Genomic DNA, 12,350 nt, shown 5'->3' with positions numbered 1-12,350 from the left:
TTGCCTCTCTCAGCGAGATCCATCAGGGGATGACGGACGTCCCTGATCGGGTGGAGTAGCGGGAGGCGTGCGCCGCTCGACTCGGTATTTGTCGTGCAAACCGGCGAGCGCGCGATTGACGTAAGTGTGGAACTGCGTCGCTTTCTCGATCGGCACGGTGAAAACGGCGATCCCGAAACCTATCGCTGCGGCGATCAAAGCCGTCATGACTGCGGAAACGAACCCGTACGCGATCGTCCGAACGATCCCGCGACGGGGAGCAGGATGGACTTCGAAACGGCTTTTGTATCCTTGACTGTCTCTTACAATCTCAGGGGCTTTTTGCTCAAATACTTGCTCGTGGGCGTGTAAGATCGCTCCCGCCTCTCGCGGTTCAACCTCGGCCTGAACAAATTGCGGTTGTTCGACCTCCTGCCAGTGCGCCTGACTCTGATCAGGAGCTGTGTCAGTCGAGGTCCCCAAAACGACCTGTTCCTGCTCTTCCTCTCGCCGGGCGCGCGCCGCGGCCTCGACGCGTTCAGATCGCTGGCGCTCTTCTTCTCTTTGTTCCATGGAGGCGAGTCTTTGCTCCAAAGCGGCAAACCGTTTTTGCAGAGCAGCGATCGTCCACTCGCTGCGCAACATCTCGTTGTCCCGCGGCGGCGCCTCGGCTGGCGCGCATGAGGCCGCACGGGCCTGCTCTGTTACGCGACGATTTTCTCCTCCACGACGCTCTTCCTCCCTTTGTTTGAACGCGACGAGGATCCAGTCGCTGAGAAGGGTCTTGCTCATCTTTCACTCCAGTCTTTCGATGTTCGCATCAGACGCCTTGCGCGGCATTGTCAGCCTCGGAAAATCCCGTAGAAGCTTTCACTGTGTCTCAACGGTTCAAAAGCTAGGCTGAGACGATGCTTGGCGTTTGTAAAGCTCGGCGCGCGGAGCCGAGCACGTGAATTCCTTCCCTGAAAATTAGGTCCTCACATAGGCAGAGCATCCCAATGTCGATCTTGTTTCAACCCGTGCGCATCGGCGAGATGGAATTGCCGAACCGCATCATCATGGCGCCCCTCACCCGCTGCCGCGCCAGCGAAGGGCGCGTCCCTAACGCGCTCATGAGGGAATATTATGTGCAGCGCGCTTCCGCTGGCCTCATCCTCACCGAAGCAACGTCGATCATGCCGATGGGCGTCGGCTATCCCGACACGCCGGGGATTTGGTCGCACGCGCAGACCGAAGGATGGAGACGGATCACCGAGGCGGTGCACGATACTGGCGGGCGGATCATGCTGCAGCTCTGGCATGTCGGCCGGGTCTCGCATCCGATCTATCTCAACGGCGCAACTCCTGTCGGGCCGAGCGCGATCGCGACCGCCGGACATGTGAGCCTGTTGCGCCCCTACCAGCCCTATCCGATTCCGCGCGCCCTGGCGCTTTCCGAGATCGCGGAAATCGTCGAGGCCTATCGGCGCGGCGCGGAAAACACCAAAGCGGCCGGGTTCGACGGCGTCGAGTTGCACGGCGCCAATGGCTATCTGCTCGACCAGTTTCTCCAGGACAGCGCGAACACGCGAACCGATCGCTATGGCGGCTCGGTCGAAAACCGCGCGCGCCTGATGCTTGAAGCGACCGACGCCGCCATCTCCGTCTGGGGGCCGGGCCGCGTCGGCATGCATCTGGCGCCGCGCGGCGATTCCCACTCGATGGGCGATTCCGACCCAAAGGCGACGTTCGGGTATGTCGCGCGCGAACTCGGCAAGCGGGGCGTCGCCTTCATCTGCGCCCGCGAACATGCGGGGCCAGACGCGCTGGGGCCCTTTCTCAAAAAGGAATTCGGCGGCGCCTATATCGTCAATGAGGGCTATGCCGCAGAGACAGCCAAAGCCGCGATCGCCGCGGGCGACGCCGACGCGGCGGCGTTCGGCAAGCTCTACATCGCCAACCCGGACCTGCCCGAGCGTCTTCACAGGCATGCCGCGTTGAATGAACCCCAACCGGCGACCTTCTATACGAAGGGTCCGGTAGGTTACACGGATTATCCGGCGGCATGAGCGGGGTTCGCCCGCCCAAGGAAATTCCGTTGCGAGCGCGGGCGCCAGGCGGATAGCGGGCCAACGCGCGAGATCATCCGGCGCGCCGCCGAAATCCCATCCGCAACCGGCTGGCTGGAACGGCTTTAGCCGGGGCTACCGGCGCGCCACTCTGGCGGGAAGAACGACGACTCGGGTTCCAGGGGTCGTTTTTTGGTAGAGATCCATCGCGTCCTGATTGATCATCCGGATGCAGCCAGACGATTGGCTCTTCCCGATGGTCCATGGCTCATTCGTGCCGTGGATGCGAAAGAGGGTATCTCGGTCCCCTTGCCAGAGATACATCGCGCGGGCTCCCAACGGATTTCCAGGACCGCCATGCATGCCAAGACCGCTTTGCAGCTCAACCAGCTGTTTTTTAAGGTCGGGCCTGCGTTCGATCATTTCCTTTGGCGGATACCAGTCCGGCCATTCCTGCTTGCTCTTGATCGTCGCTTCCCCTGACCAGGCGAAACCGTCGCGTCCAACGCCGATGCCATAGCGGGTCGCCCGGCCGCCCGCCTCGACGTAATAGAGATAGTGTCCGGCGGGATCGACCACGATCGTCCCTGGCGTTTCTCTGGTCGAGTAGGCGACGTTGGCGCGATGGAATGCTGCATCGACGAGGCCCGGTCTGACTGCGGGAACGCTGAAGCCGGCGTCCTTCATCTCGCCGTAGAGATTCCCACCCTGGACGCCGACCGCGTCGACGCGTCCCGCCGTCCCGGCGGGATCGCTGCGCGGCGTCGGCGCGACGGCGGAGGCGCTCAGCGTCGCAGGCGTCTGCGTGCTGGCGCATCCGGCGAGGCCGGCCCCAGCCGCTGCTGAGGCAAATATGATCAGGATTTGTCGGATTCTGGGAGGCATGGGGATCACCGTCCTCGGCTGCGTCCCGTCAATATAGCTAAATCCGCGCCGTTAACCAATTCGCCCGGCAGGGATCGGCGCGGGGGATGGCGAGGTTGGAAGCGCAACATGGCTGCGAAATCGTGATCAGATTAGCTTACGCCTCCCTCATTCTCCAGGGCGTCAACGACTTGCCAAGTCTTCAGACCAACGATGCCGTCGATATGTAGGCGGTTATCTTGCTGCAACTTCTTGACGGCTGCTTCAGTCGTGACGCCAAAGCGCCCGTCGACTCCGCCGGTGTTGAAACCGACGGCGCTCATTCGGCTCTGCAAACGGCGAACAGGTAGGCCAGTCGAGCCGACCTTCAGCACCGGATGGCTTTGATCAGCTTCGTCGATGTTGATCCACGTAACTCGGCCCACCACGCCATCAACCGCGATTTCCCGCGCCTGCTGAAATTTCTTGACTGCGCTCTCGGTTTTCGCCCCAAAGACTCCATCAACAGCGCCGACATCATATCCGAGAGACTTAAGGGCCTCTTGCAGGTCCCGCACGGCGGGATCACTGGATCCTGACTTCAATATCGGTTCCGCCATGGGGTGCCATCCTGTCAAAAAACACGAGCCCGGTTGGTCTCCGGACCACCTTGAAGCCGACGCTAAAAAGAAAGCATGCCGCTCACCAGAGCCTGCCACGTAACCGGACCGACGATTCCGTCCACTTTCACGGAAGCGATATCGAGCGAAAGCGCTTGCTGAAACCCACGCACCGATGCGTCTGTCACGGGTCCGAAGATTCCATCGACTTGCGGTCCTTTGCTAGGATCGCCAGACAGGTTGCGGAACTGAAATTCCTCCTGCACCCCCTTAACCGCGTCGCCTTGGCTTCCTTTTTTGACCTCCACGACAAGAGCCGCCCAAGTCAAAGGCCCGACAATCCCATCCGCCGCTAACCCCTGGCTTGCTTGAAAAGCTTTCACTGCGGCTTCGGTTTGCGGACCGAACACGCCGTCAACGACAGCGCTATGTCCGCGCGCCCGCAGCAGATATTGCAGCGTCTTTGTGGGATGTTCGCTGGAGCCGGTTTTGACCACTGGCCAAGGACTGATGCTGCCAGACATTACGATGCCTCCCCGCGATATTAATGGAAATAAAAAATCTAGGAGCCTCGACTGAAAGATGACGACGGCTGTCAATACGGACCGCGCTGCCAGTTCGATTAAAGGATAAGACCCGAGAGGCTCTCGAGCGTCGCGCCGGCCGCGCCCGCGGGAGCCATCCAGCTCCGCTCGTCCATGACGCCAGTAACCGGGAGCCCGGCATTAGTCTGGTATTGACGGACGACATTCTCGGTTGTGGGGCCAAAAACGCCGTCGATCGCGCCGGCGTAACCAAAGCCCGTCTTGAGCACGCCCTGCAGCATGGCCACCACCGGGCCCAAGGATCCAGCCTGAAGCGTCGGTGACGCCTCGCGATACGGGTGCACGTGGCTCCATGTGACCGGCCCGACGACGCCGTCCGCCACCAACCCGTTCGCTTGCTGGAAGTCCTTCACGGCCTCTTCCGTCCGCGGTCCGAAGACCCCGTCGACCTCGTCTGGTCCCAAGACCTTGTTGCGGGCGAAGACACGCTGAAGTCGCCGCACGTCGTCTCCGGTGTCGCCTAGTTTGATCGTCGCCGGCATGTCGAGTTTCCCTTCGTTCATCGGTCGCTCGCGTTTAGAAGTCCTGCTCGATGAGCTTCCTCCAGGTCAGCGGACCCACGATGGCGTCCTTGGCGAGATGGGCCGCCGTTTGGAAGGCGAGCAGCGCCTGCTTGGTGTCCGCGCCGGCTGTCCCGTCCAGAATCAGGGGCGAAATCGGACTGCCATCCTCGCCGACATCGCCGGCGGTGAGGAAGAGATTGAGCAGCGCCTGCAGCGTCTTGATGTCGTCAACTTCAATTGAATGCAGTTCGGCCTTCCGGAGGTCGATGGTTTTCAAATTTACTGCGACCTGCGTCATGACCCTCGTCCTCGCATTTGCACGCCGCTCGTGAGCTACTGACAAATCATAGTTCGCTCAGCGCGGTTGTGATCATGCAAATTGATGAGGATGCGCGGAAATCGGCTGACGCTGCTTCAGTTGCGACACGAATATTTCCGCCGCGCTCGCGAACCTAAATCTCGAGGGACGCTTTACAGTGCGCAGCTCGGCGCGGTTTGGCCGCGAGAAATTTGCAGCCTGCCTTAAATATTTGATTTAAAATAGCATTCTGGTGCCCAGGGGCGGGATCGAACCACCGACACTGCGATTTTCAGTCGCATGCTCTACCAACTGAGCTACCTGGGCTCGCGCGGACGCGATGTGTCGGGCTTATAGAAAGCGCGCAACGACTTGTCCAGACCCGCTACGGTGGCGAAATCTGTAACGCGACAGATCACATGGCCCAGGCGGGTTTAGGTGGGATTGCGCGGGATTGAGCGGTCATAGGGCCCGAAAAGCGGGCAATGGCGCGTTCCGCAGGGCTTTGATAGCGGTGTGCGCGGCGACAGATCAAATGGCCTAAAATATTGCGCGGAGCGGCGCCTAGTAAATCAAAAAGCCGGGAAAAGCGGGAGTTAAAGCTTGGCCTGGCGCGCGAACTCGGAAGTCAGCGCCGATCGAGAGTGCAAGGATCAAAGCAGCTGAAACGTCCAAACATCTAAGGAAAGCGCCCGGTCTTTAATATTCTAGCGCATTTGCAAACTAGGAACCGGAAAGGGCTTTGAAGGCAGCCGTGGGTCGATTTGAAATCCGCAAAGCGCCATTTCCATATCTTTCATTCGGTTCCCTAATGGGCCTTATCGGATCCACACGCGTCGCGGATTCACAAAAGGCGTATAAGGAGTGTTGACGTGAGTGATTTTCACAGAAGAATCTGGTATTTTTAATTCTACAGACGCATTGACAAACCTTGGCTTCAAACCCGCGGGAGTCGAGATGACGACCTTTCAAGTTCAGTTGTGGCCTAAAGGACGATGGGACGGGCGACCATACCTAAAGGTGGACGCTACAACTGCGAAGCAGGCGGCCGAAAAATTGTATGGAAAGCCATTGCAAGATGATGGAGCGAATTTTCAAATTCGTGCGCTGGTAAGGTCTCCTAGCCGCACAAATCACCTTCCCGTGATTTTCTATGAGCATTAGATCGCGGATGGCTTGAAAATGCGCCAAAAAGGATTTGAAAAATTAGCGGCGTGCTACGTTGCCGTGGTGCTTGCCCTGTCCGCTGGGATTACGAAGGCGGATACGGGATCGTATACGCCAAAAGAGACATTTTACAGTGAGAAGATTTTAACTAGCGCGCTCGCTGATATTGCTCAAATGTCGGAAGCTGAACTTCGCTCATTCATTCATTATCTTGCGGAATATCAAGATGAACGTGATACCACTGGCAAACACGCATGTCGTGCGGCACAAACTTCATACGAAATTGAATTTGGCAATAAGCGGGCTATCGATAAGCTGATTTTTGCTCGGTCGATGCTGACTGAGCTCCCGCCGGACATTGATTTGAAAGATTCAACACAGATGATGGACGCTGCAGTCCAGCATGCGAAGGTTATCAGTGCAATTGAGGAGTCGGCGCGCACTCGGTTTCGTAATCTGAAAGACTTGCGGAACAAGTGAGCGATTGCATAAATCAAGAAATCCGTGACGTAGGATTCGGGCCGAAAATCAGGGGTTTTGAGAAACTGTGGCGCGGCGCGGATGCGCACCACCCGGAATTTTACAGCGGGCTAATACTGTCGATGCTTATGGTGCCGTCCGGGTGATCAGTCACCTTTGTGACCTCCCGATAACGGCAGCCGATGCGAGGGAGCTGGCGAAAGACCAGCTTGAAATCGGGTGGCTCGCCGGATTTGCCGCGCATGCAGTGCCGCACCTGTGTGCCGGCAGCGCTGACGATAAAGTCTGCCACCTCTAGTCCCGGCTCGTTTGCACTCTTGGGAAGAAACCGATGCTCGGCAGGCAAGCTCGACACAGGCCGGAGAGATGCGAGCTTGCCGAAGCACCGCATAACCGTGGGGTCAGCACGCTTCGACGCTTCCAGGACGATCCATATGCGCTTGCAGGGCAACAAATCAGCTATCGCCCTAATCTGGTCTTCGAGCAGACCCATAACCGGCTCGCAAGGTTCCATTAGTGCCGGCAGTAGGACGGTCTTTGTTGTTGTCACCGCAACCCTTGCGAAGCATGGGTCTTTGAAGGCATCGCCCAGCGCGACGAAATCTTCCGGCTTCGCACTAATGGTGATGTCCGAAGCATGCAGGGGAGCGTTCGGGTCGCCTTTGATAATTTTTCTTACGTCGCGCCATCTCGATTTTAAATGCTCGTAATGTTCTGCCAGAATCAGGCAGCATCCCAGTCCGTAGAAAGGCTGATCGCCGGCGAACGTCTCGTGCCCGGTGTCGTCACCGAAAATCAACAGGTCGCCCGCGTGGGGCTTGATTTCTTCCTTTGCACTCGCCGTCATGACGGCGAGTTCTACCGCATCCCTTAGCTATGGGCACGGCGCAAATATCAAGACTTTCGCAACAAGCGTCGAAGCCTTGAAAATCAGGCCCTTGGAGCGTGCAAAAGTCTGTTGCAAAAGTTGAGCGGTATTTCATCCAAGATTGTGCCCTTAGGAACAGCTTAGTCGGGTCACAACCTGAAATTCAAACTGACCTACCGCCCCGCGCCCTGTTGGCTTTGCCTATGGCGAGATAATAGGCGTGAGTGCGTCGCCATCTAATATTATGGTGATCCGAGGCCTTTCTCGGCTTGGGCGATCGTCGATGATCGGAGTCGCTCTCATCGGCCAGCAGCAACGCGCCGGGTTCGATTAGCGGCTCCATGCTGTCGCCTAAGGCGCGCATGAATCCCAGGCTCGCGACCTTGCCACGCGCGGTTTTGGTGAGCTTTTGCGCCATCCAGAGCGCGAATTCCAGCGCTTCGGCGACGACGTCGTGCCGCTCATCGGCGCGCGACGGCGCGACAGGCTCGCCGAATCGCTCGGCGCGCTCGCGCTGACGCTCGATCGCGAGGACCTGGCCGCTCTGGAGAATCTCGCGTCTTCCGTCTCCGGAGCGCGCTACGCGAAGGCGCAGATGGCGCATGTCGACAGCGAAGGGCGTTGAAGGGGCCGCTCAGGACGGGCGGCGGGCGGATGGCGGCTGCGACGAGAGCCACGTCCCGCTATTCGAGATTTCGGCGCGGACCCGAACGCCGCTGTCGGTCAAATCATGCGGTCACAATTATCGGCTTGCTATTTGCGCCCAATCGGCAAAGATTCCGCTTTCCTCATCTCACCATGGAAGCCTTAGATGCAGCGACAGTTTGACTCTTTCGTTTCAGGCGCCCCCGATGTTCTCGCCGTTCACTGGGGCTGGGTCATCGCCCTTGGAATATTGGTCGGGGCGCTTGGAATCCTCGCAATCATCCGAGCCAGAATGGCGACGTTCATCGCGGTCGGCTTTCTTGGCGCGCTGCTCATCGTCAGCGCGGTGTCGGTTCTCATCTTCGCCTTTTCGGCCGCGGGCCTGTGGACAGATTTCTTCGTCCACGTCATCTGGGCGGTTCTTCTGGCGATCGTCGGAATCATGCTGCTGACGCGCCCGGCGATCAGCGCCGAGGCGATCACGCTTCTCATCGCCTTCTATTTCATCGCCGAAGGCATACTCGTCATCGGTTTTGCGCTGACCTCCCAGATCGACGGTCTGTGGATGTATCTCCTGCAGGGCGGCGTCGCGCTGCTGCTGGGCGCGCTGTTGGTGACCGGATGGCCGTTCACCGGGCTGTGGGCGATCGGCACCTTCCTGGGCATCGATTTGCTATTCAAAGGATGGGGAATCATCGCTCTCGGCTTTGGCCTTCGGGCGATCTCGGAAGGCGCTCTGCTTTAAGCGTCTGGACGGGCGCGCGAGCGCCCGTCAGCCTCAATCGGCGGGTTGGGTCGCCGTAAATAAAATCAGGCGGGAGCCGAACACGGCTCCCGCCACGCCTTTTTTGAGAAGGGCGTATTCGCCAATCAGTAGCTGAAGCGCAGGACACAGATCGGCGGCGCCGACTTGCCTTGAAGCATCCGCGGCGACCGGATCATGACGGAAGCGGCCCGCCACATTGCCGGGCTGAGGACATGGTAGCCGCCACCCCGGCTCGAACGGGGGCCCCCCGGATCCTCCCCCGATCGCTCAACCCTATGAGGATTTGAGCGCTATTTCAGAACGGTGCGAACAGCTCGGTGACGCGCGCAGAGTTGGCGCGCGTTGAGCCCGCTCAAGCGCGCCTTCTGCCCAGCCAGTCTATCACATTTTCGACTCCTTTGACGTCCAACATGATGAGATTATTGCTAATTTTGAGGAAGAATGCCCCTCACGCCCCATCTACGCCGGCTCGAAGCCGAAGCGGTTTTCATTTTGCGAGAAGCGGCGGCCGAGTTCCGGCGTCCGGTGATGCTCTATTCCATCGGCAAGGATTCGAGCGTGATGTTGCATCTCGCGCTCAAGGCCTTCTACCCAGCCAAGCCGCCCTTCCCGCTGTTGCATGTCGACACGACGTGGAAGTTTCGCGAAATGATTACGTTCCGCGACCAAACCGCGGCGCGCGTCGAAATGGAATTGATCGTTCATACGAATGAAGACGGGCGAAAGCGCGGCGTCTCGCCCTTCACCTGCTCCTCATCCGCATATACGCAAGCAATGAAAACCGAGGCGCTCAGACAGGCGCTGAACGAAGGCGGATTCGACGCGGCCTTCGGCGGCGCGCGCCGCGACGAGGAGAAAAGTCGGGCGAAGGAGCGCATCTTCTCGCATCGAACCGCTTCGCACGGATGGGATCCTAAAACTCAGCGCCCGGAACTTTGGCGGATTTTCAACACTCGTCTGGGAGCCGGCGAGACCATGCGGATCTTTCCGCTGTCGAATTGGACCGAAACCGACGTCTGGGACTACATCGCCGCGGAAAACATCCCGGTCGTGCCCCTTTATCTCGCAAAGGAACGGCCAATCGTCCGCCGTAACGGCGCTTTTATCATGGTCGACGATGAAAGGTTTCCGCTGGCGCCGGATGAGGTGGTCGAATCGCGGCGCGTGCGCTTTCGAACGCTGGGCTGCTATCCGCTGACCGGCGCGATTGAATCCGAGGCGGATACGCTGGAGGCGATCATCGCGGAAATGCGACTGGCCTCGACCTCCGAACGTCAGGGCAGGCTGATCGATTTCGATGAGTCTGCGTCCATGGAGCGAAAGAAGCGCGAGGGCTATTTCTGATGACCGCCCCCTTTATCGCAGCTGCGGAAATTCTCTCAAAAGCTCAACCAAGCCGGCCGCGACCCACTTTGCGGGTCTTGACCTGCGGATCGGTCGACGACGGCAAGTCGACGCTCGTCGGGCGCCTTCTCTACGAACGTCAGCTGATCTTCGATGATCAACTTGCCGCTCTGCGCAGCGACTCGCTGCGGCACGGCACTTTGGGCGAGGAGATCGATTTCGCTTTGCTTGTCGACGGACTTGAGGCCGAACGCGAGCAAGGCATCACGATCGACGTCGCTTACCGCTATTTCTCCACCCCGGCGCGTTCGTTCATCCTGGCCGACGCACCCGGCCATGAGCAATATACGCGCAACATGGCGACGGGAGCGTCGAACGCCGAGTTGGCCATACTGCTCGTCGACGCCCGCAAAGGTCTGCTGACGCAAACGCGGCGACATGCGACGATCGCCTCTCTCCTTGGCGTCCGGCACATCGTGCTGGCCGTCAACAAAATGGATCTTGTCGATTACGACGAAGCCGTGTTTGAAAGAATTGTCGGCGAATTTGAAAGCGTCGCCGCATCGCTCGCCTTTCGCTCCGTCGAAGCAATCCCCATCTCCGCCCGCCATGGGGACAATGTCGTCGCCGACTCGGCGAATATGCCGTGGCGTCGCGGCCCCAGTCTCTTGACCTATCTCGAAAACGCCGACGTCGAGACGGATGGCGGCGAGGCGCCGCTGCGGCTGCCGGTGCAATGGGTCAATCGCCGAAGCGACGCCTTCCGTGGCTTCGCCGGCGCCATCGCTTCCGGCCGCCTCCAGGTCGGCGATGAAATCGTGGCGGCCGCCTCCGGACGGAAAACCACAATCGCGCGTATCGTCGCCATGGGCGGGGACCTGTTCAGCGCCGCCGCGCCGGACTCGGTCATGGTGACCTTCGCCGACGAAATCGACGCGTCTCGCGGCGACGTTCTCTGCCACCCGACAACGCGCCCGAACGTCGCCGACCAATTCGCCGCGCATCTCATTTGGATGAGCGACGACAGTCTTATGCCCGGCCGTTCCTATCTGATGAAAATCAACGGCCGGTCTCTCGCCGCCAGCGTGACGGACATCAAGCACAAGCTCGACGTCGACACTGGCGCAAAGAGCGCCGCCAAAACGCTGAGCCTGAATGAGATCGGCTTTTGCAATGTCGCGACCGCCGCGCCCGTCGCTTTCGATTCTTACGATGAAAACCGCACGACCGGCGCTTTTATCCTGATCGACCGCTTCAGCAATGCGACCGCCGCCGCGGGGATCATCGCCTTTCCGCTGCGCCGTGCGACGAATATCCATCTTCAGGAGCAATCCGTCTCCAAGGCGACGCGCGCGCGTCTCAAACATCAGACGCCCGCGGTCCTATGGTTTACCGGACTCTCCGGCGCGGGAAAATCGACGATCGCCAATCTCGTCGAATCCAAGCTTGTCGAACGTCACGCCCATACGCTGATGCTCGACGGCGACAATGTGCGGCACGGCCTCAACAAGGACCTCGGCTTTACCGAAGCCGACCGCGTCGAAAACATCCGTCGGGTGGGAGAAGTCGCGAAACTGATGGTCGACGCAGGCTTGATCGTGCTTTGCGCCTTCATTTCACCCTTCCGCGCTGAACGGCGCATGGTGCGAACGCTGGTCGGCGAACAGGAATTCATCGAGATCTTCATCGACGCGCCGCTCGATGTGTGCAAGGAGCGTGATCCCAAGGGATTGTATAGACGCGCGCTCGCCGGCGAGATCAAGAATTTTACCGGCGTCGATCAGCCCTATGAAGCGCCGGAGTTTCCGGAATTGAAGCTGAGTTCAGCCGAGCGCTCGGCCGAAGCCATCGCCGATCAGATCATCGCCTATCTTGAGGCGAACGGGACGCTGGGGGTCTAGCCCTTGCGGCGCAGCTCAGCATCGGCTTCATTCTTCTCCTAACTCGCGCTTCGCGAAAAAATTTCGTCAATGGTTAGTCTGACGGAAACGCAGCTGCGCAGTCACGCAGGCCCGCGCCGCACGTTGCCTCCTAGGTTACATCGATTGTCCCGCCACGCGTCGCACTGACGTGGCGAAGACTTGTTCGCGATCATGCAAGTCGCGCCCCGTGGCGCCGCTCGGGCCAGGAGCCGCTCGCCAGGGCGCAAAGCGGTAGGTTTGCCGCGCTCCGCCTTATCTCCCG

General features: G+C 59.5%; 13 protein-coding genes and 1 tRNA gene. 6 read left to right on the top strand and 8 right to left on the bottom strand.

Annotated features, from left to right (window positions below):
- Positions 1-9: 9 nt before the first annotated feature.
- The gene (locus tag IYY11_RS03735; protein ID WP_210331227.1) at positions 10-624 is read right to left on the bottom strand and encodes a hypothetical protein; all 615 of its coding nucleotides are present in this window, start codon (positions 622-624) and stop codon (positions 10-12) included.
- Positions 625-977: 353 nt separating this feature from the next.
- Here IYY11_RS03735 and IYY11_RS03730 point away from each other — a divergent pair, with 353 nt between their 5' ends.
- Positions 978-2,027, top strand: coding sequence for an alkene reductase (locus IYY11_RS03730; protein ID WP_196402775.1), 1,050 nt, complete (start codon positions 978-980; stop codon positions 2,025-2,027).
- A gap of 135 nt (positions 2,028-2,162) precedes the next feature.
- On the opposite strand, the gene IYY11_RS03725 is transcribed toward IYY11_RS03730, so the two are convergent.
- The 6 genes from IYY11_RS03725 to IYY11_RS03700 all read right to left on the bottom strand — a co-directional run bounded on the left by IYY11_RS03725 (position 2,163) and on the right by IYY11_RS03700 (position 5,223).
- Positions 2,163-2,912, bottom strand: a complete 750-nt coding sequence (locus IYY11_RS03725; RefSeq protein WP_196402774.1) for a L,D-transpeptidase — start codon at positions 2,910-2,912, stop codon at positions 2,163-2,165.
- A gap of 131 nt (positions 2,913-3,043) precedes the next feature.
- Positions 3,044-3,490, bottom strand: a complete 447-nt coding sequence (locus tag IYY11_RS03720) for a peptidoglycan-binding protein (protein ID WP_196402773.1) — start codon at positions 3,488-3,490, stop codon at positions 3,044-3,046.
- A 62-nt stretch (positions 3,491-3,552) separates the two neighbouring features.
- A complete protein-coding gene (locus IYY11_RS03715; protein ID WP_196402772.1) occupies positions 3,553-4,014 on the bottom strand; it encodes a peptidoglycan-binding protein in 462 nt (153 codons plus the stop codon).
- A 98-nt stretch (positions 4,015-4,112) separates the two neighbouring features.
- Positions 4,113-4,598, bottom strand: a complete 486-nt coding sequence (locus IYY11_RS03710; RefSeq protein WP_196402771.1) for a peptidoglycan-binding domain-containing protein — start codon at positions 4,596-4,598, stop codon at positions 4,113-4,115.
- Between the two features lie 13 nt (positions 4,599-4,611).
- The gene (locus tag IYY11_RS03705; RefSeq protein WP_196402770.1) at positions 4,612-4,896 is read right to left on the bottom strand and encodes a peptidoglycan-binding protein; all 285 of its coding nucleotides are present in this window, start codon (positions 4,894-4,896) and stop codon (positions 4,612-4,614) included.
- A 251-nt stretch (positions 4,897-5,147) separates the two neighbouring features.
- Positions 5,148-5,223, bottom strand: a tRNA-Phe gene (locus tag IYY11_RS03700).
- 855 nt (positions 5,224-6,078) lie between these two features.
- On the opposite strand from IYY11_RS03700, the gene IYY11_RS03695 reads away from it, so the two are divergent.
- Positions 6,079-6,543 (top strand): hypothetical protein, encoded by a 465-nt coding sequence (locus IYY11_RS03695; protein WP_196402769.1) that lies wholly within the window; start codon positions 6,079-6,081, stop codon positions 6,541-6,543.
- A gap of 100 nt (positions 6,544-6,643) precedes the next feature.
- Here the strand turns inward: IYY11_RS03695 and IYY11_RS03690 are convergent, their stop codons facing one another.
- On the bottom strand, positions 6,644-7,390 hold the full coding sequence (locus tag IYY11_RS03690) for a hypothetical protein (RefSeq protein ID WP_196402768.1): 747 nt from the start codon (positions 7,388-7,390) through the stop codon (positions 6,644-6,646).
- Between the two features lie 430 nt (positions 7,391-7,820).
- Between IYY11_RS03690 and IYY11_RS03685 the strand changes: the two genes are divergently transcribed.
- The 4 genes from IYY11_RS03685 to cysN all read left to right on the top strand — a co-directional run bounded on the left by IYY11_RS03685 (position 7,821) and on the right by cysN (position 12,067).
- Entirely contained in the window at positions 7,821-8,036 is a 216-nt protein-coding gene (locus tag IYY11_RS03685; RefSeq protein ID WP_210331226.1) for a hypothetical protein, read from the top strand.
- Between the two features lie 186 nt (positions 8,037-8,222).
- Entirely contained in the window at positions 8,223-8,801 is a 579-nt protein-coding gene (locus IYY11_RS03680) for an HdeD family acid-resistance protein (RefSeq protein ID WP_026222690.1), read from the top strand.
- A gap of 462 nt (positions 8,802-9,263) precedes the next feature.
- The gene (cysD, locus tag IYY11_RS03675) at positions 9,264-10,166 is read left to right on the top strand and encodes a sulfate adenylyltransferase subunit CysD (protein WP_196402767.1); all 903 of its coding nucleotides are present in this window, start codon (positions 9,264-9,266) and stop codon (positions 10,164-10,166) included.
- Positions 10,166-12,067, top strand: a complete 1,902-nt coding sequence (gene cysN, locus IYY11_RS03670) for a sulfate adenylyltransferase subunit CysN (protein WP_196402766.1) — start codon at positions 10,166-10,168, stop codon at positions 12,065-12,067. Before cysD ends, cysN begins: the two co-directional genes overlap by 1 nt.
- Positions 12,068-12,350 lie beyond the last annotated feature (283 nt).

Source organism: Methylocystis sp. H62 (assembly GCF_015709515.1).
GTDB lineage: Bacteria > Pseudomonadota > Alphaproteobacteria > Rhizobiales > Beijerinckiaceae > Methylocystis.
This window is presented reverse-complemented; position numbering and strand designations above follow the sequence as displayed.